This is a genomic window from Pseudomonas sp. TWP3-2, from assembly GCF_049897765.1.
In the GTDB taxonomy this organism is placed as follows: domain Bacteria; phylum Pseudomonadota; class Gammaproteobacteria; order Pseudomonadales; family Pseudomonadaceae; genus Aquipseudomonas.
Window position 1 is genome coordinate 273,180 of record NZ_JAFCWW010000005.1, and the last position, 19,055, is coordinate 292,234.

At 59.9% G+C, this 19,055-nt stretch carries 16 protein-coding genes; 4 read left to right on the top strand and 12 right to left on the bottom strand.

Annotated features, from left to right (window positions below; translation table 11 throughout):
* Positions 1 to 3: 3 nt before the first annotated feature.
* From ACP7EE_RS10700 to ACP7EE_RS10745, 10 genes are all read right to left on the bottom strand, one after another.
* Positions 4 to 1,332, bottom strand: a complete 1,329-nt coding sequence (locus ACP7EE_RS10700) for a sigma-54-dependent transcriptional regulator (RefSeq protein ID WP_426205976.1) — start codon at positions 1,330 to 1,332, stop codon at positions 4 to 6.
* On the bottom strand, positions 1,329 to 3,242 hold the full coding sequence (locus ACP7EE_RS10705; RefSeq protein ID WP_420646196.1) for a sensor histidine kinase: 1,914 nt from the start codon (positions 3,240 to 3,242) through the stop codon (positions 1,329 to 1,331). Before ACP7EE_RS10705 ends, ACP7EE_RS10700 begins: the two co-directional genes overlap by 4 nt.
* A 219-nt stretch (positions 3,243 to 3,461) precedes the next feature.
* Positions 3,462 to 4,196 carry an amino acid ABC transporter ATP-binding protein gene (locus ACP7EE_RS10710; RefSeq protein ID WP_007953170.1) on the bottom strand — a complete coding sequence of 245 codons (735 nt, stop codon included), beginning with the start codon at positions 4,194 to 4,196 and terminating at the stop codon, positions 3,462 to 3,464.
* Positions 4,193 to 4,864: an amino acid ABC transporter permease gene (locus ACP7EE_RS10715; protein WP_420646198.1), complete on the bottom strand. Its 672-nt coding sequence runs from the start codon at positions 4,862 to 4,864 to the stop codon at positions 4,193 to 4,195. The genes ACP7EE_RS10710 and ACP7EE_RS10715 overlap by 4 nt, the downstream gene beginning before the upstream one ends.
* A complete protein-coding gene (locus ACP7EE_RS10720; RefSeq protein ID WP_095190466.1) occupies positions 4,864 to 5,610 on the bottom strand; it encodes an amino acid ABC transporter permease in 747 nt (248 codons plus the stop codon). The genes ACP7EE_RS10715 and ACP7EE_RS10720 overlap by 1 nt, the downstream gene beginning before the upstream one ends.
* 193 nt (positions 5,611 to 5,803) lie before the next feature.
* Positions 5,804 to 6,718 (bottom strand): glutamate/aspartate ABC transporter substrate-binding protein, encoded by a 915-nt coding sequence (locus tag ACP7EE_RS10725; RefSeq protein ID WP_420646199.1) that lies wholly within the window; start codon positions 6,716 to 6,718, stop codon positions 5,804 to 5,806.
* Positions 6,719 to 7,059: 341 nt separating this feature from the next.
* Positions 7,060 to 8,598: a glycerol-3-phosphate dehydrogenase gene (glpD, locus tag ACP7EE_RS10730; protein ID WP_426234473.1), complete on the bottom strand. Its 1,539-nt coding sequence runs from the start codon at positions 8,596 to 8,598 to the stop codon at positions 7,060 to 7,062.
* Between the two features lie 315 nt (positions 8,599 to 8,913).
* Entirely contained in the window at positions 8,914 to 9,669 is a 756-nt protein-coding gene (locus tag ACP7EE_RS10735; protein ID WP_007916700.1) for a DeoR/GlpR family transcriptional regulator, read from the bottom strand.
* A 95-nt stretch (positions 9,670 to 9,764) separates the two neighbouring features.
* The gene (gene glpK, locus ACP7EE_RS10740) at positions 9,765 to 11,267 is read right to left on the bottom strand and encodes a glycerol kinase GlpK (RefSeq protein ID WP_420646201.1); all 1,503 of its coding nucleotides are present in this window, start codon (positions 11,265 to 11,267) and stop codon (positions 9,765 to 9,767) included.
* A 76-nt stretch (positions 11,268 to 11,343) separates the two neighbouring features.
* Positions 11,344 to 12,195 carry an MIP/aquaporin family protein gene (locus ACP7EE_RS10745; protein WP_420651208.1) on the bottom strand — a complete coding sequence of 284 codons (852 nt, stop codon included), beginning with the start codon at positions 12,193 to 12,195 and terminating at the stop codon, positions 11,344 to 11,346.
* A gap of 361 nt (positions 12,196 to 12,556) precedes the next feature.
* Between ACP7EE_RS10745 and ybaK the strand changes: the two genes are divergently transcribed.
* Both ybaK and ACP7EE_RS10755 read left to right on the top strand, forming a co-directional pair.
* Complete coding sequence (gene ybaK / locus ACP7EE_RS10750; protein ID WP_426234474.1) at positions 12,557 to 13,027, top strand: Cys-tRNA(Pro) deacylase; 471 nt, start codon at positions 12,557 to 12,559, stop codon at positions 13,025 to 13,027.
* A gap of 89 nt (positions 13,028 to 13,116) precedes the next feature.
* On the top strand, positions 13,117 to 13,899 hold the full coding sequence (locus tag ACP7EE_RS10755) for a PhzF family phenazine biosynthesis protein (protein ID WP_426234475.1): 783 nt from the start codon (positions 13,117 to 13,119) through the stop codon (positions 13,897 to 13,899).
* 140 nt (positions 13,900 to 14,039) lie between these two features.
* Here the strand turns inward: ACP7EE_RS10755 and ACP7EE_RS10760 are convergent, their stop codons facing one another.
* Both ACP7EE_RS10760 and argF read right to left on the bottom strand, forming a co-directional pair.
* Positions 14,040 to 15,149, bottom strand: a complete 1,110-nt coding sequence (locus ACP7EE_RS10760) for an ABC transporter ATP-binding protein (protein ID WP_426234476.1) — start codon at positions 15,147 to 15,149, stop codon at positions 14,040 to 14,042.
* On the bottom strand, positions 15,146 to 16,066 hold the full coding sequence (gene argF, locus ACP7EE_RS10765) for an ornithine carbamoyltransferase (protein WP_426234477.1): 921 nt from the start codon (positions 16,064 to 16,066) through the stop codon (positions 15,146 to 15,148). The genes ACP7EE_RS10760 and argF overlap by 4 nt, the downstream gene beginning before the upstream one ends.
* 404 nt (positions 16,067 to 16,470) lie before the next feature.
* On the opposite strand from argF, the gene ACP7EE_RS10770 reads away from it, so the two are divergent.
* Together ACP7EE_RS10770 and ACP7EE_RS10775 are read left to right on the top strand one after the other, a co-directional pair.
* Complete coding sequence (locus tag ACP7EE_RS10770; RefSeq protein ID WP_420646206.1) at positions 16,471 to 16,761, top strand: hypothetical protein; 291 nt, start codon at positions 16,471 to 16,473, stop codon at positions 16,759 to 16,761.
* A gap of 134 nt (positions 16,762 to 16,895) precedes the next feature.
* Complete coding sequence (locus ACP7EE_RS10775) at positions 16,896 to 19,001, top strand: molybdopterin oxidoreductase family protein (RefSeq protein ID WP_426234478.1); 2,106 nt, start codon at positions 16,896 to 16,898, stop codon at positions 18,999 to 19,001.
* Positions 19,002 to 19,055 lie beyond the last annotated feature (54 nt).

Below are 19,055 nucleotides of genomic sequence, written 5' to 3' on the forward strand. Positions count from 1 at the left end.
CGCTTAATGGCTGAGGCCGTATTTTTTCACTTTGTCGAACAGCGTGGTCTTGGCCATGCCCAGTTCCAGGCTGGCTTGCGTCAGGTTGCCGCCGCTGCGTTGCAGGGCATCACTGAGCAGGTTGCGTTCGAAGGCTTCCACCGCTTCGGCGAAGGCCAAACCCTGGCCGCCGCTGCTGGCGCCGGATTTCTTGAACGCCGGCAAACCGAGGGCGAAGCGTTCGGCGACGTTGCGCAGTTCGCGCACGTTGCCTGGCCAGTCGTGGCTCATCAGATTCGACAGGGTCTGATTGTCCAGCTCCGGCAGGGCGCGGTCGAAGCGCAGGGCCGATTGCTGGGTGAAGTGTTCGAACAGTTGCAGGATGTCTTCGCGGCGTTCGCGCAATGGCGGCAATTCCAGCGTCACCACATTGAGGCGGTAGTACAAATCGCTGCGGAATTCGCCGATTTTGCTCGATGCGTCGAGATCGGATTTGGTCGCCGCAATCACCCGGCAATCGACCGCCACGCTCTGGTTCGAACCGAGGCGTTCGAGGGTGCGTTCCTGCAACACGCGCAGCAGTTTTATCTGCAACGGCAGCGGCATGCTTTCCACTTCATCGAGGAACAAGGTGCCGCCGTCGGCGTGTTCGATCTTGCCGATCCGCCGTTTGCCGGCGCCGGTAAAGGCGTTGGCCTCGTGACCGAAGATTTCACTTTCAAACAGATTTTCCGGCAGGCCGCCGCAGTTCAGCGCGACGAACTGTTGGGTGTGACGACGACTGAAATCGTGCAGGCAGCGCGCGACCAGTTCCTTGCCGGTGCCGGTTTCGCCTTCGATCAATACGTTGGCCGAAGTGTCGGCGACGTTCGCAATCAGTTCGCGCAGGTTCTGCATGGCCGGCGAACGGCCGATGATGCGTCCTTCAAGGGAATCACGTTCGGCCAGTTGTCGGCGCAACGACGTTACTTCGCGTGCGAGGCTGCGTTGCTCCAAAGCGCGGCGGGCGACGTCCACCAACCGTTCCGGGGAGAACGGTTTTTCCATGAAGTCGTAGGCGCCTTTCTGCATCGCGCCGACTGCCATCGAGATGTCGCCATGACCGGTGATCAGCACCACCGGCAGGCTGCGATCGCGCGACTTGAGCCGGGTCAGCAGTTCCAGACCGTCGATGCCGGGCAGGCGAATGTCGCTGATGACGATCCCGGCGAAGTTGTCGCCCACGCGCTCCAGCGCTTCTTCGGCACTGCCGACGCCGATGCACGGAATGTCTTCCAGGGTCAGCGCCTGTTGGCAGCCGAGCAACACATGGGGGTCGTCTTCGACGATCAATACACTGAGGTCTTGGTTCATATTGGCTCGGCAGGAGTAGGGCTTACCAACGGTAAACTGAGGACGAAAGTGGTACCACCGCTGGCCGGGTGTTCAACACCCAGATGCCCACCGGTGGCGGCCGCCAGACTGGCAGAAAGCGTCAGGCCAAGGCCCAGCCCTTGTTCGCCGGGTTTGGTGGTGAAAAATGGTTCGAACAGATGTTTGCGTGCTTCGGCGTCGATACCGTGGCCGTTGTCGCGCACCCGCAGGCGATATTTGCCGTCGAATTCTTCGCCCTGCAGCCACAGCTCCGGCTGCGGTTGCGCCTGCATGGCGTCGAGGGCGTTGCCGATCAGGTTGACCAGAATCTGTTCAAGGCGGGTCTGGTCGATCTGCACTTGCACATCGATGAACTGGCGATGCACTTGCAGCGCGGCGCTTTCCACCCGCGCGCCGAGTACTTGCAGCGCGGCGTCCACCGCTTTACCAAGGCTGGCGCGGCCCTTGTCGTCACCGCGCCGGGCGAACGAGCGCAGGCTGGCGGTGATCCGGCCCATGCGGTCGATCAGGTCGTTGATGGTTTTCAGATTGGTGCTGGCGACGTCGAGCTGGCCGCGTTCCAGAAAGCGAATCGTGTTGCCGGACAGCGTGCGCATCGCCGCCAGTGGCTGGTTCAATTCGTGGGCGATGCTGGTCGACATCTGGCCGATGGCGGCGAGTTTGCCGGCCTGTACCAGTTCGTCCTGAGCACGGCGTAACGTCTCTTCGGCTTGCCTGCGTTCGCGGATCTGCGCCTTGAGCCTTTCGTTGCTGGCGCGCAGGTCGCCGGTGCGTTCGGTAATCCGACGCTCCAGTTGATTGTTGGCTTCCTGCAAGGCTTCGCGAGCGGCGAGGCGGGTGGCGATGACCTTGCGCCGCTCGTTCCAGGCGATCAGCAGGAACGCCACCAGCGCAAACGCAATGGCCACCAGAATCCCTTGGTTGATCGCTTCGCGGCGCAAGTCCTGCAACGGCGTGAGCAGGGTGAAATTCCACGGTGTATCGCTCAGCGGCCGGGTTTGCGCCAGATAGCTGATGTTTTCATCCTCAGGCTCTTGTTGCGGCAGCAGCTCGCTATTGGCCGGGAAGGTGAGTTTTTCCACGCCTTCGGCCAGGGTTTCACGGGCCAGCGGTTGCAGTTCGTTGAGCGGGAACCAGTAGTACTGCAGGCTGCGCGCGAGTTTTTCTTTGGTTTCGTCACTCAGCGGCACCACTGATTTCAGCCGTCGTGCCGGATCGCTGGAGAGAATGATGATGCCGTTCTCGTCGCTGACGAATGCTTCCAGACGCGCACGCTGCCAGCGTTCTTCCATGGCTTCCAGACGCACTTTGACCACGGCAACACCGATGATCTTGCCGTGTTCTTCGAGGCCGTGGGCCAGGTAGTAACCGGGTTCGCCGCTGGTGCTGCCGATGCCGTAGAAACGTCCGGGCTGACCGCGCACGGCATTCTGGAAGTAGGCGCGAAAGGACAGGTCTTCACCGAGGTAACTGTCGACGTCGCGCCAGTTGCTTGTGGCCACCACGCGGCCGGTGGTGTCCATCACGTAGATGGCCCGACTGCGGCTGCGCCGGTTCAGGCCTTCAAGGTATTCGTTGACCGTTTGCCGGTGGTCCGCCGTCGGTTCGTCGAGCAGGCGCGCGACGCTCGATTCGAGCTCCAGCAGGCTGGGCAGGTAGGTGTATTTGCTGATTTCGCTTTCGACCGCACGGGCGTGCAACTCGAGTTGCCGCTGGCCGTTTTCGCCAAGGCTGCGGATGCCGAAATGTTCGCTGGTCCAGAAGCCGGCATAACCCAATCCGATCATCAGGGCGATGACCAGCGGCGGCAGGAACAAATGGCGGATCAGACGGGGTTTCACGGCAAGTGATGGCGTGGTTGCGCGATAAAGAGTGGGGTCGCATTTCATCACAGATGCCTTGGGTCAACCAGCACTGCCGCAGACGTCGCACTGGTTTGGTCGAGCCTGGAACCTGTGGCGAGGGAGCTTGCTCCCGCTCGGCTGCGAAGCAGTCGTAAAATCGGCCAATGCGTTGTGTCAGATACAACGGCATCTGCAGGTTTTGGGGCCGCTGCGCGACCCAGCGGGAGCAAGCTCCCTCGCCACAAGGGCAGATCGGTGGTGCTTTTAATGCTGCAGGATTTTCTCGAGGAAGTGCTGCGCGCGTTCGGAGCGTTGGCTGATGTCGCCGAAGAACTCCTCTTTCTTGCAGTCTTCGATGATCTTGCCCGCGTCCATGAAAATCACCCGGTCGGCCACTTTGCGCGCAAAGCCCATTTCGTGGGTCACGCACATCATGGTCATGCCTTCGTGGGCCAGTTGCACCATCACGTCGAGCACTTCGTTGACCATTTCCGGGTCGAGCGCCGAGGTCGGTTCGTCGAACAGCATGACGATCGGGTCCATCGCCAGCGCACGGGCAATCGCCACACGCTGTTGCTGACCACCGGACAGTTGCCCCGGATGCTTGTGAGCGTGAGCCGACAGGCCGACGCGCTCGAGCAGTTGCAGACCTTTCTTGGTCGCCTCTTCCTTGCTGCGGCCGAGCACCTTGATCTGCGCGATGGTCAGGTTTTCGGTGATGGTCAGGTGCGGGAACAGTTCGAAATGCTGGAACACCATGCCGACGCGCGAACGCAGTTTTGGCAGATTGGTCTTCGGATCGGCAATCGAGGTGCCGTCGACCACGATGTCACCTTTCTGGAACGGCTCCAGTGCGTTGACGCACTTGATCAGGGTCGACTTGCCCGAACCGGACGGGCCGCAGACCACGATCACTTCGCCTTTTTTGACCTCGGTGCTGCAATCAGTCAGCACCTGGAAGTCCCCATACCACTTGTTGATGTTCTTGATAGAGATCATACGGCGAACCTTTTTTGCAGACGCTTGACCAGCAGCGAGGCGGCAAAGCTGATTGTGAAGTACACGAGACCTGCGAAGATCAGGAACTCATTCGAACGGCCAATGATGTCGCCACTGGCGCGCGAAGCATTGAGGAAGTCCACCAGGCCCACGGTGTAAACCAGCGAGGTGTCCTGGAACAAAATGATGCTCTGCTGCAGCAGCAGCGGGGTCATCTTGCGGAACGCTTGCGGCAGGATGATCAGACGCATCATCTGCCCGTAGCTCATGCCCAGCGCCTGGGCTGCACCCATCTGACCCTTGGGAATCGACTGCACACCGGCACGCACGATTTCGCAGAAGTACGCCGCTTCAAACATCATGAACGCCACGATGCATGAGGTGAACGCGCCGATCGGGGTGTCTTCGCCGGTGATCCAGCGCAGCACGAACGGCACCGCCAGATAGAACCAGGTAATCACCAGCAGCAGCGGGATCGAACGGAAGTAGTTGACGTAAGCGCCGGCCACCCGCGACAGCAGTTTGCTGGAGGACAGGCGCATCAGCGCCAGAATGGTGCCGAGAATGATCCCGCCGACCACGCCCAGCGCCATCAGCTGGAGAGTCATGACCATGCCGTTCCACAAACCGGGAATGGCCGGGACGATGCCACTGAAATCAAATTCCATTATTTACCCCCCACGGAGATCAGGCCGGGCACGGCAACTTTCTTCTCGACCACGCGCATCAGCAGCATCAGGCTCATGTTCAGGGTGAAATAGATCAGGGTCGCCAGGGTGAAGGCTTCAAACAGGTTGGCCGAAAATTCGGCGGTCTGTTTGGTCTGGGCCAACAGCTCCATCAGACCGATCAGCGACGCCACGGAGGAGTTCTTGAACACGTTCAGGAATTCCGAGGTAAGCGGCGGAATGATGATCCGGTAGGCCTGAGGCAGCAGCACGTTCCAGTAGATCTGCGGCAGCTTGAAACCCATGGCCCGAGCGGCGGATTCCTGACCGCGTGGCAGCGCCTGAATACCGGTGCGCACCTGTTCGCAGACCCGCGCGGCGGTAAACAGACCCAGACACACGACAACGCTCAGGTACGCCGAGGTGGTCGGGTTGAGGTCCTGCTTGTACCACTCCTGCAGATCGGCCGGCAGCAGATCGGGCACCAGGAAGTACCAGATAAACAGCTGCACCAGCAGCGGTACGTTACGGAAGAGTTCGACGTAGCAGGTCGCAATGCCCGATACGATGCGATTCGGCACAGTGCGCATCACGCCCAGAATCGAGCCCAGCAGCAGGGCGATGATCCAGGCCACGATGGCGATGGCGATTGTCCAGCCCAGCCCGGAGATGAACCAGTCGAGATAAGTCTCGCTGCCCACGCCGGTGGACTTGAAGAACACGCCCCAGTCCCAGTTGTAATTCATTAGGGTCTCCCCTCGATTCGATCGATGTACAAGTGCCCGCCTGGGGGAAATCCGTTCCCGCCCCGATCTTGTCGATCAGGCACACACGATCGGCTCGACAGCCACCGGTTCGAGTGTTCCCAAAAAGTGCCAGCAGGGAGTGACGAACTCCTGAAAGGGCACAGCCCCTTCAGGAGATAAGGTTAGTCAGAAATCAGGACTTCTTGTCGTCAGCCGCTTTATCAGTCGGATTGGCGATCAGGGCCTTGAGCTCATCGCTCATCGGGAAGTTCAGATTCAGGCCTTTTGGCGGGATTGGCGCCATGAACCACTTGTCGTAGATCTTGTTGATCTCGCCGGACTTGTAGGTCGCAACGATGGCGTCATCCACAGCCTTTTTGAATGGAGCGTCGCCTTTGCGCACCATGCAGCCGTAGATTTCGTACGACTGTGGAGTGCCGGTGACGGCCCAGTCGGTGGCTTTCTTGGCCTTGGCGGCTTCGCCGGCCAGCAGCGCGTCGTCCATCATGAACGCAACGGCACGACCCGATTCGAGCATCTGGAAGGATTCGCCGTGGTCTTTGGCGGAGATGACGTTCATGCCCATCTGCTTGTCGGCGTTCATCGCCTTGAGGATGCGCTCGGACGTGGTGCCGGCGGTGGTCACGACGTTCTTGCCTTTCAGGTCGTCGAAATCCTTGTACTTGGAGTCAGCCTTGGACAGCAGACGGGTACCGATTTCGAAGATGCCGACGGAGAAGTCGACCTGTTGCTGACGCTCGACGTTGTTGGTGGTGGAACCACACTCGACGTCCACGGTGCCGTTCTGCACCAGTGGGATACGGGTCTGCGAAGTTACCAGGTTGTATTTGACCTGCAGGTTCGGCAGATCGAGGTCTTTCTTGATCGCTTCGACGATAGCCAGCTGGATATCGTGGGAGTAGCCGACTGGCTTGCCGGAAGCATCAGCGATGTAGGAAAACGGGATGGAGGCGTCACGATGCCCCAGGGTGATGGTGTTCGATTCTTTGATTTTCTTAAGGGTGCCGGTGAGCTCGGCAGCGAAAACTGGTGTGCTGATCAGAGCGGCAGCAATGGCTGCGCCCAGGATATGGGGAACGATGCGCATCAAATTTTCCTCGACATTGTTTTTTTTATGGAGCCGGTTGAGCGGGCCCTTGTTGTGCTTCGAATGCCTGACGGCTCCTGTCGGGTTGGCGCAACAGGCATTCGTCGAAGAGTGTAGAGCATGAGTCGTGCCAGAGCAGTCGTGGCTGGTTAAGTTGTTGATCTGTATTGAGATTAAAGTTTTGCGACGGTGTTTTTTGGGTTTTCTGATCCGGTTAACCGAATTGACTGTCAGGTCGCGTTCGGAAAACCGAATGAAAAGGCGCTGACGAGATTTGCCGGAGATGCAAAAAGCCCCTGAGTCTCACGATTCAGGGGCTTTGCTTATTAAAACGGATCGAATCAGGCGGCTTCGATCTTACTGCGACTTTGCTCGACCTTGCTCAAGTACACCGCCAGTTTTTCTTGCTCTGCCGGCGTGGTGAACAGGCCCAGCTTACTCCGGCGCCACAAGATGTCGTGTGCCGTGGTCGCCCACTCTTCACTGCACAGGTAATCCACTTCACGGGTGTAAAGCCCGCCACCAATGTGCTCGCCCATGTCCGCCAGGCTGTCCACGCCTTCGAGCATGCGCCAGGTGCGGCTGCCGTAAGTGGTGGCCCAGCGCCGGGCGATCTCGGTCGGCACGAAGTCGAACTTGTCGCGGATCAGCGCGCTCAAGGCGTGCGGCGTGGTCATGTCTTCGCCGCCGGGCAGGGTCGCGCTGGCGGTCCAGCTCGGGCGCATCTGGGTGAAGTACGGCATCAGTTGCGCCATCGCCGACTCGGCGAGTTTGCGGTAGGTGGTCAGCTTGCCGCCGAACACCGACAACAGAGGCGCTTCTTCTGTGCTGCCAGACAGCGCGAGGGTGTAATCGCGGGTCACGGCCGAAGGGTTGTCGGATTCGTCGTTGCACAATGGGCGCACGCCCGAGTAGCTGTGCAGGATGTCGTCGCGGCTGACCTGCTTCTTGAAGTGGGCGTTGACCACTTTCAGCAGGTACTCGGTTTCGCCTTCGGTGATCGCGACTTTGGCCGGATCGCCGGTGTACTCGCGGTCGGTGGTACCGATCAGGGTGAAGTGGTTCAGGTACGGAATAGTGAAAACGATGCGCTGATCTTCGTTTTGCAGAATGTGCGCGTGTTCGCCTTCATACAGCTTCGGCACGATCAGGTGGCTGCCTTGAATCAGACGGATGCCGTACGGCGATTCCATCTTCAGATCGTCGCGAATGAACTTGGCAACCCACGGGCCGGCAGCGTTGACCAGCGCTTTGGCGCGGATCGAAAACAGGCTGCCATCGGCGCGTTCCAGGTGCAGGTGCCACAGGCCTTTGGTACGACGGGCGCTCACGCAACGGGTCTGGGTGTGTACATGCGCGCCTTTTTCACGGGCGGCCATGGCGTTGAGCACCACGAGACGGGCGTCGTCGACCCAGCAGTCGGAGTATTCAAAGCCTTTGGTGATTTCGCTTTTCAGTGCGCTGTCTGCGCCGAACTTCAAGCTTTTCGAGCCTGCGAGTTTTTCGCGCTTGCCGAGGTTGTCATACAGGAACAGGCCCGCACGGATCATCCACGCCGGACGCAGGTGCGGACGGTGCGGCAACACAAAGCGCATCTGTTTGACGATATGCGGCGCCTTGGCCAGCAGCACTTCGCGCTCGGCCAGTGCTTCGCGGACCAAGCGGAATTCGTAATGTTCGAGATAGCGCAGGCCGCCGTGGATCAGCTTGCTGCTGGCCGACGAGGTGTGGCTGGCCAAATCATCCTTTTCACAAAGGAACACCGAAAGCCCGCGACCGGCGGCATCCGCTGCGATCCCCACGCCATTGATCCCGCCGCCGATCACGGCAACATCGTAAACCTCGGAGAGTGGGGGCGTAGGCAAGGTAGAAGTGGGCATCGGCTGGCCTCGGGCTCTTTTGATTTTCTGTTTGGAATTCGAACATTAATGTTCATTTGCGAAAATGGTAGCCCATAAAGACGCGCACAGCCAGTCAACTTCGATTGAAAAAACTCATCGAAGGAGGCTTAAAGGAAAATTTTCGAACATTTACCGGCGGAGTGGGTGTTTCTGTGGCGAGGGAGCTTGCTCCCGCTGGGCTGCGAAGCAGTCCTAAAGTTTGAGAGCTGTACACCAGGAGAATGCGGCGACTGCGTCGCCGAGCGGGAGCAAGCTCCCTCGCCACAGTGGGGGGGGAGGCTCGCTTTCGGTGGGTTAAACGACTTCCAGCCGAATCTTGTGCTGACTCAACAATTGCGCCAGCGCCGGCACCGGCTGCTGATCAGTCACCAGACAATCAATCAAACTGATCGGCCCCAGGCGAATCATCGCATTGCGCCCGAACTTGCTCGAGTCCGCCGCAAGAATCACCTGCCGCGCATTGGCGATGATCGCCTGCGACACCCGCACTTCCTGATAATCGAAGTCCAGCAGACTGCCGTCTTCATCGATGCCGCTGATGCCGACCAGGGCGAAATCCACCTTGAACTGGTTGATGAAGTCGACACTCGCCTGACCGACCACACCGCCGTCACGGCGCACATTGCCGCCCGTCAGCAGCACATCGAAGTCATCCTTGGCACTGAGCATTGAAGCAACGTGCAGGTTGTTGGTGATGATCTTCAGGTGATTGTGGTTGAGCAGGGCGCGCGCAATCGATTCGGTGGTGGTACCGATGTTGATGAACAGCGAGGCGTGATCGGGGATCTGTGCGGCGATGGCTTCACCGATGCGTTGTTTTTCATCGCGCATCTGATCGGCGCGCATCGCATAGGCAGTGTTTTCGACGCTGGAATCATAGGCAGCGCCGCCGTGATAGCGACGCAGCAGATTGGCTTCCGCGAGCTGATTGATATCGCGGCGGATGGTTTGCGGGGTAACAACGAACAGCGTGGCCATTTCCTCGATGCTCACATAGCCGCGTTCGCGAACCAGCTCGAGGATTTGCTGCTGACGGGGAGGCAGATTCATGGGGCGTCCTTTGGGCTGCCGTGCAAAATTTGCCCATGATGCCGCAGGAATCGCCTCCCGACCAGTTTCCGGCCTTAGTCAGTCCTCAGACTGGCTTATTCAGCGTCTTCACGTGCCCAGTCGCGGGTACGGCTGACCGCTTTTTTCCAGCCTTTATAGAGCTTTTCCTTTTCGACTTCGTCCAGCGTCGGTTCGAACTCGCGCTCGATCACGGCTTTGTTGCGCAGTTCGTCGAGGCTGCCCCAGAAACCGCACGCCAGACCGGCCAGGTATGCCGCGCCGAGGGCGGTGGTTTCGCGCATTTTCGGACGTTCGACCTGCGTGCCGAGGATGTCGGCCTGGAATTGCATGAGGAAGTTGTTGGCCACGGCACCGCCGTCTACACGCAGGGCTTTCAGGCGTTCGCCGGAATCCTGTTGCATGGCGTCGAGCACGTCGCGGGTCTGGTAGGCAATCGACTCCAGCGCAGCGCGGATGATGTGATCCACGCGCACGCCGCGAGTCAGGCCGAACAGTGCGCCACGGGCATACGGGTCCCAGTACGGAGCGCCCAGGCCAGTGAAGGCCGGCACCAGGTACACGCCGTTGCTGTCCTTCACTTTGCTGGCGAAGTATTCGGTGTCGTGGGCGTCGTTGATGATTTTCAGTTCATCACGCAGCCACTGCACGGTCGAACCGCCATTGAACACTGCGCCTTCCAGTGCGTAAGCGACTTCGCCGCGCGGGCCGCACGCGATGGTGGTGAGCATGCCGTGCTTGGACTTCACGGCTTTGTCACCGGTGTTCATCAGCAGGAAGCAGCCAGTGCCGTAGGTGTTTTTCGCCTGGCCCGGCTCGACGCACATCTGGCCGAACAGTGCAGCCTGTTGGTCGCCGGCGATACCGCCGATGGCGATGCCGCTTTTGGTGCGACCGTAGATTTCCGACGAGGCTTTCACTTCCGGGAGCATTTCGCGCGGGATATCGAGGATCTCCAGCATCTTCGCGTCCCACTCCAGCGAGTGGATGTTGAAGAGCATGGTGCGCGAGGCGTTGGTGTAGTCAGTGACGTGCACCTTGCCGCCGGTGAATTTCCAGATCAGCCAGCTATCGATGGTGCCGAACAGCAGTTCGCCATTGCGCGCACGCTCGCGGCTGCCTTCGACGTTGTCGAGGATCCACTTGAGCTTGGTGCCGGAGAAGTACGGGTCGGTGACCAGGCCGGTGGTGTCGCTGATGTATTGCTCGTGACCGTCGCGCTTGAGCTGCTGACAGATCTCGGTGCTGCGGCGGCACTGCCAGACGATCGCGTTGTAGACCGGGCGGCCGGTGGTCTTGTCCCAGACGACGGTGGTTTCACGCTGGTTGGTGATGCCGATGGCGGCAACCTGGTCGTGATGCAGGCCGGCCTGAGCCAGCGCTTCAACCATCACCGCGCTCTGGGTGGCGAAGATTTCCATCGGGTCGTGTTCAACCCAACCGGCTTGCGGGTAATGCTGGGCAAATTCGCGCTGCGCGGTGCACACCACGTTGGCGTCACGGTCGAAAATGATCGCGCGCGAGCTGGTCGTACCCTGATCGAGGGCAATGATGTAGTTCTTATTCTGAATGTCGGTCATGTCGATTGCCTTGGACGAAGTAAGGAGAGTGGGCCGTAGCGCGGGCTCGATTTGGCAGGAACCCGCGCCGACTGTTTCAAGAAGTTCTTGGTTTGCCGTCAATGGCCGGTTCTGCATCCTTTGTAGCAGGTGTGGCGCCGGTCAGGTGACGGGCGATGAGCCCGCGATACCCGGCAGCGCCGAGGCAGGCACCGACAATCGGTGCAAAAATCGGAATCAGGAAGTACGGAATTTCACGCGCGCCGGTGAAGGAGACTTCACCCCAGCCAGCGAAGAAAGTCATCAGTTTCGGACCGAAGTCACGCGCCGGGTTCATCGCGAAACCGGTCAGCGGGCCCATCGAACTGCCGATCACCGCGATCAGCAAACCGATCAGCAGCGGTGCCAGCGGGCCTTTCGGCAGACCGTTGTTGTCGTCGGTCAGGGACATGATCACGCCCATCAGGATCGCGGTGATGATCATCTCGACCAGAAATGCCTGAGCGGTGGACAGCGCAGGATTAGGGAAAGTGGAGAACACCGATGCCAGTTCCAGGCTCGCCTGTGTGCCGCGAACCATGTGGTGAGTTTGTTCGTAATCGAAGAACAGGTTGCTGTACAGCGTGTACACCAGCAGCGCGCCGCAGAAGGCACCGGCAATCTGCGCGAGGATATAGAACGGCAGTTTGCGCTTTTCGAAGTCGGCGAAAATGCTCAGGGCGATACTCACGGCAGGGTTCAGATGCGCGCCGGAAACGCCGGCGGTGAGGTAGATCGCCATGCTCACGCCGACGCCCCAGATGATGCTGATTTCCCATAGACCGAAGCTGGCACCCGCGACCTTGAGCGCAGCGACGCAGCCAGTGCCGAAAAAGATCAGCAGCGCAGTACCCAGAAATTCCGCCATGCATTGGCTCGAAAGCGATGGTTGCTGTAAAGCAGTTGTCATTGAAAACCTCGTTTTTGTTGTTGTCTGGCGCAATTGCCATCAGGGCAAGGCGCGATTTTCCCCGAGGCAGGATCCCCATCCTGTTCTCGGTCTACTGCTGGGTGCTGCACAAGTAACAATTCTTACATTATTCAGATTCGAAAAAATATAGACAAGAAACACTGCTGTCAAAGGTCGAAAGTGAACTGTCGGTCACAATGTAACTATCAGCCTTGTGAATGATCGCGCGGTTGTCGCGGCTAACTTTTTGGTTAATTGCACGCAAGCCACGGGAAACACGGGTTGTGCTAGAGCCTTTTGCACTTGGTTGTCCTAGAATCCGACGCAGCATTTTTCACTGACTGCCGAGCCTGGAGCTGCCATGACGCCTGCGTTGGACTTGTTGAAAAAAGTTCGTGCCGAACATCGCGTGCACAGTTACGAACATGACCCGAAGGCCGCGTCCTATGGGCTGGAGGCCGCAGAGAAACTCGGGCTGACCCCGGCGCAGGTGTTCAAGACGCTGCTGGCGGCGAGTGAAAAAGGCGAGTTATTGGTTGCCGTGGTGCCGGTCGTCGGAACCCTCGACCTCAAGGGACTGGCACACGCGGCCGGCGTGAAAAAAGTCGAAATGGCTGACCCTGCTGCAGCCCAACGTTCGACCGGTTACCTGTTGGGCGGCATTAGTCCGCTAGGGCAGAAAAAACGCTTGCGCACCTTCATCGATAATTCAGCCCAGGCTTTTGCGACTATTTATGTCAGCGCCGGTCGCCGCGGGCTTGAAGTCGAGTTGGCGCCAGCGGTGCTGGCTGAACACACTCAAGCCAAATTCGCTGATATCGGGCGTACTTGAAGGCTGTATGCAGAAAATTCCCCGGCACTGTCACTGGTGCTGATCAGGCCGGCGCTGCATGCTGCGCCCACTGACTCAGGGAGAACGTTATGCAGCTGGAATTTCATCAGGTCGACGCGTTCAGTGATCGGCCGTTCAGTGGCAATCCGGCGATGGTTTATCGCCTCGACGCCTGGCTTGCCGATGAGCTGATGCAGAAAATCGCCGCCGAGCACAATCTGGCGGAAACCGCATTTCTGGTGCGCGAAGGCCAGGCGTGGCATGTCCGCTGGTTCACCCCGACCACCGAAGTGCCGTTGTGCGGGCATGCGACGTTGGCCAGTGCTTACGTGTTGTTCGAGATCTACAAGGAAACCGCCGAGCGTCTGGACTTCATCAGCAAGTCCGGGCCGTTGAGTGTCAGTCGTGAGGAGGGGCGGCTGTGGCTGGATTTTCCGGTGATCGAGCTGTCGGAAGTCGATATGGCTCAGGATGTCGAGCGCGCGCTGGGTGTCGCAGCGGTAGAGGTGCTGGGGTCAAACGAATTGTTCGTGGTGCTGGAGTCGGAGCAGGCGGTGCTCGATTGCACACCGGACATGGTCGCGTTGGCCAAGCTGCCGTGGCTGGGCGCCATCGTTACAGCGCGTGGTGATCAGCATGATTTTGTCTCGCGCTATTTCGCCCCCGCGATTGGCATCAACGAAGATCCGGTGACCGGCTCGACTCATTGCAGCCTGATTCCGTACTGGTCGAAGCGTCTGGGCAAAATCAGTCTGACCGCGTGCCAGCGTTCGGCGCGGGGCGGGGAGCTGGTTTGTCGGCTGGAGGGTGACCGGGTGAAGATCGGCGGGCATGCGACGCTGGTTGCCAGCGGTACATTGATGCTGGGCTAACCGAGAAACAACTGTGGGAGCTAGCCTCTGTGGCGAGGGGATTTATCCCCGTTCGGCTGCGCAGCAGTCGCAGCGTCCAGGGCCGCTGCGCGACCCAACGGGGATAAATCCCCTCGCCACAAGGACTCACCCCACAGAGATTACAGTGCTGCGCTGTACCGGCGCACGCCGCTTTCCACTGCCGGAATTTGTGCCGCCGTGCTCCCCGATGCCTGAAACAGCACCAAGTGCTCAGCCACCACACGAATCCCCACCTCTGCACCGACCTGGTGATCAGCATGGCTCGGGAAAATCGATTCCAGCTGCGCACCTGTCGGCAGTTGCAGGCGGTACAGCGTCGTTGCACCGAGGAACGTCTTGCCGACAATCCGCGCTTTCAACGAGCTGTCCGGCGCATAAACAATGTCATCCGGACGCAGCAACACATCTACGGCACCGCCAATTGGCCAGGTGTAAGCACGATTGCCGCGCAGTTCGCCGAGTTCGGTCTGCACCGATTCCGGGCTGGCGAGTTGGCCGCGAATGAAATAACCCTGACCGATGAAACTGGCGACATAAGGTGTAGCCGGTTCGTGATAGAGGTTGTAGGGCGTATCCCACTGCTCCAGCCGACCTTCCTTGAACACGCCAACGTGATCGCTGACGGCGAAGGCTTCTTCCTGATCGTGGGTTACCAGAATCGCGCTGGTGCCGCGCGCTTTGAGGATGTCGCGCACTTCGTGACTGAGCTTGCGTCGCAGTTCGCCATCGAGGTTGGAAAACGGCTCGTCGAGTAACAGCAGTTGCGGCTCCGGCGCCAAGGCGCGGGCGAGGGCGACGCGCTGTTGCTGGCCGCCGGACAACTCGTGCGGGAAGCGCTTGCCGAGGTTCTTCAGGTTGACCAGTTCCAGCAGCTCTTCGGTGACGCGCTCTTTTTGCGGGTGCTTGCGAATGCCGAAGGCGATGTTATCGGCGACGCTCAGGTGCGGGAACAGTGCGTAATCCTGGAACACCATGCCAATCCGGCGTTTTTCCGGGGCGAGGGTGAAACCGGCGCTGGAGATGACTTCTCCGCCGAGCTGGATTTCACCTTCGTGCACCGGTTCGAAACCGGCAATCGCACGCAGCGTGGTGGTCTTGCCGCAGCCGGACGAACCGAGCAGGCAGCCGATATCGCCGGCGTTCAGGTGCAGATTGAGGTTCTGCACCACACGTTGGTCCTGATAGCCGCAAGCGAGGTTGCGCAGGTTCAGCAGTAATTCATGGCTCATGCGTGGTGATATGCCGGCTCGACGAGGAATTCGAGCAGCGCCTTCTGTGCGTGGAGACGGTTTTCTGCCTGATCCCAGGCGACGGAGCGCGGGTCATCAAGCAGGTCGAGGCTGATTTCTTCGCCGCGGTGCGCGGGCAGGCAGTGCAGGAACAGCACGTCCTCGGCCGCCAGATCGAGCAGGGCACGATTGACCTGATACGGCGCGAACAGCTTGAGGCGCTTGGCGGTTTCCTCTTCCTGGCCCATCGAGGTCCAGACATCGGTACTGACCAGATGCGCACCGCGCACGGCATCTTTCGGATCGCGGACGATGGTCACACGATCGCCGGCCCTGGCCACAAATTCCGCGTTCGGCTCGTAGCCTTCCGGGCAGGCAATGCGCAACTGGAAGTCGAACTGAATCGCCGCTTCTATATAGCTGTTGCACATGTTGTTGCCGTCGCCGATCCAGGCCACGGTCTTGCCCTGGATCGAGCCGCGATGCTCGAGGAAGGTCTGCATGTCGGCCAGCAACTGGCACGGGTGCAGATCATCGGACAGACCGTTGATCACCGGCACGCGCGAGTTGGCGGCGAATTCGGTCAGGGTGCTGTGGGCAAAGGTCCGGATCATCACCGCATCGAGCATGCTCGACATGACGATCGCGCAGTCGCCGATCGGCTCGCCACGGCCCAGCTGGGTGTCGCGCGGCGAGAGGAAAATCGCCTGGCCGCCGAGCTGGATCATGCCCGCTTCGAACGAGATCCGGGTGCGGGTCGAGGACTTCTCGAAGATCATCCCCAGTACGCGGTTTTTCAGAGGCTCGAACAGTACGCCGCGGTTACGCAGGTCCTTGAGCTCAACGCCTCGACGGATCACGCTGACCAGCTCTTCGGGCGTGCAATCCATCAGGGAGAGAAAGTGCCTTGCGCTCATCATTGACTACCTTTTGCTACAAACCGCAGATGCTCAAAGCCTTGTTTAACGGAACAACGGGCGAGACCTGCGGCGTAAGCCGCACGGGGCGACGAAATAGGGAAGGGCGCGATATTGACACTAAATGTCGCGTTTTTCCAATAGGCTACGGTTTTTGCAAATGTGTGCCGGTGTGATAGCAGGGCGAACGCTGTGATTTATCGTCAGCTTCGCCAAGGGCAGCAGGCCATTTGTACACTGGCCCCACCGCGCTTGGCAATCAGCCACGCCGCGGATGGTGCGGGCCGGGTCGGTTTGCGACCGGTGAGCCACTGAGCCGCTTGGTCGGATGGCGCGCTGAAACATTTGCTAAAGCAAAGTGCTGAGTTATAAATAACCCCACGAGCGACGCAGGATGCCTACGCATGGAATCGAAAGAACAATTGTTAATGGAATTGCTGGGCCACACGGCACGCTCCCTGACTCATCTCACCGCCTCGATGACGTCCATGTCCTTCGAATTGATGCGCAGCGAAGACGACGTGGTCAAGGCTGCCAGCCGCCAGATGATTGATCGCATGGCGACCATCAGCGCCGGACTCGACGAGCATTGGCGTCTTATCGGCGAACTCACCGGCGTCCATATCGCCCACGAGCAGATCGAGACCATTCAGGAAATCCAGCTGGCACCGCCGCCGCAATCCACTCCCAATTGACCGCGCCGGGCTATCGGCGCGCCTGATGGCCGCCGATTCACAAGACGAACGTCGCTGGCGCAGCTCCGGTACACGGGCCATAGTTTTGCTCCCGCAGGCGTTGTCGCCCGCCCAGAACAATACAGAGACTGGCCATGACCAAGACTCTCCATCACCGTGCCTGCCATCTGTGTGAAGCCATTTGCGGCTTGACCATCGAAACCAGCGAAACCGATGGCGCCGTCGCGATCACCTCGATCAAGGGCGATGCGCAGGACACCTTCAGTCGCGGGCATATCTGCCCCAAAGCGGTGGCGCTGCAAGACATTCAGAACGATCCGGATCGCTTGCGTCAGCCGATGCGCCGGGTCGGCAGTGAATGGCTGCCCATCGAGTGGGATGAGGCGTTCGCGCTGGTGGCCGAGCGGCTGGCGGCGATCCAGGAGCGGCATGGGCAGAACGCGGTGGCGGTGTATCAGGGCAATCCCAGTGTGCACAACTATGGGCTGATGACCCATAGCAATTACTTCCTCGGGCTGCTGAAAACCCGCAACCGCTACTCGGCGACTTCGGTCGATCAACTGCCGCATCACCTGACCAGTCATTTGATGTACGGCCACGGTCTGCTGCTGCCGATCCCGGACATCGATTACACCGACTTCATGCTGATCCTTGGCGGCAATCCACTGGCCTCCAACGGCAGCATCATGACCGTGCCAGATGTCGAGAAGCGCCTGAAGGCGATTCAGGCGCGCGGCGGCAAAGTGGTGGTGGTCGATCCGCGGCGCAGCGAGACGGCGGCGATGGCCGATCAGCATTTGTTCGTGCGTCCCGGTGGCGATGCGGCGTTGTTGTTTGGCGTGCTCAATACTCTTTTCAGCGAAGGCCTGGCGCGGGGCAGTCATCTGCCGGTCGACGGTCTGGACGACGTGCGCGCCGCCGTGGCGGGTTTCACCGCTGAAACCATGAGCCCGTTGTGCGCCGTGCCGGCCGAGCAGATCCGTCAATTGGCCCGCGACTTCGCCGCTGCGCCGAGCGCTGTCTGTTACGGGCGGATGGGCGTTTCCACTCAAGCCTTCGGCACGCTGTGCCATTGGGTGGTGCAACTGATCAATCTGGTGACCGGCAACCTCGACCGCGTTGGTGGTGCGCTGTGCACCGAGCCGGCGGTGGATCTGGTGGCGACTACTTCAGGCGGGCATTTCAACAAATGGCAGAGCCGCGTCTCCGGGCGGCCCGAGTACGGCGGCGAGCTGCCGGTCTCGGCGCTGGCTGAAGAAATGCTCACTGAGGGCGAGGGCCAGATCCGCGCGTTGATCACCGTGGCCGGCAATCCGATCCTCTCCACGCCCAACGGTCGGCAGCTCGAGCAAGCACTGGATGGGTTGGAGTTCATGGTCAGCATCGACCTGTACATCAACGAAACCACGCGTTACGCCGACCTGATCCTGCCGTCGACCTCGGCGCTGGAGAACGATCACTACGACACCACGTTCAACCTGTTCGCGGTGCGCAACGTCACGCGCTTCAATCGCGCAATCCTCGCCAAGCCTGAGGGAGCCTTGCACGACTGGGAAATCTTTGTCGGCCTGGCGAAAGCCTTTGCGCAGAAGACCGGGAAAGAACTCAAGCCAACCATGCCACCGGCGAAGATGATCGACATGGGCCTGCGCATGGGCATGTATGGCGACGCGTCAGAGTACAAGTTATCGCTGGCGACGCTGTTCGATCATCCGCACGGAATTGATTTGGGGGCGTTGAAACCTAATCTTGCACCGCGTCTGAAGACTGCCAATCAGCGCATTCAGGCTGCACCGGCACCAATCCTCGCTGACCTCGCGCGGTTTGCCGCATTACAAGCGCCGGCCGCCGATGAGTTGCTGATGATTGGCCGCCGCCATGTGCGCAGCAACAACTCGTGGATGCACAACTATCATCGACTGGTGAAGGGCAAGCCGCGTCATCAGCTGTTGATGCACCCGGACGACCTTGCCACGCGCGGTCTGACTGACGGGCAGTTGGTGCGCGTGAGTTCGCGTGTCGGGCAGATCGAGGTCGAGGTGGTGGGCAGTCTGGACATGATGAAAGGCGTGGTCAGCCTGCCGCACGGTTGGGGGCATGCGCGGCCGGGTGTACAGATGGCGATTGCCAGTAGCCAGCCGGGTTCCAGCGCCAATGACTTGACCGATGAATGTCAGCTCGACGAACTGTCGGGCAACGCGGCACTGAATGGCGTGCCGGTGACCGTGGCGGCGGCTTGAGGAAGTCTGTCGGGGAGACCGAGCAGCGCGCTCGGGATTCCGTTACAATGCGCC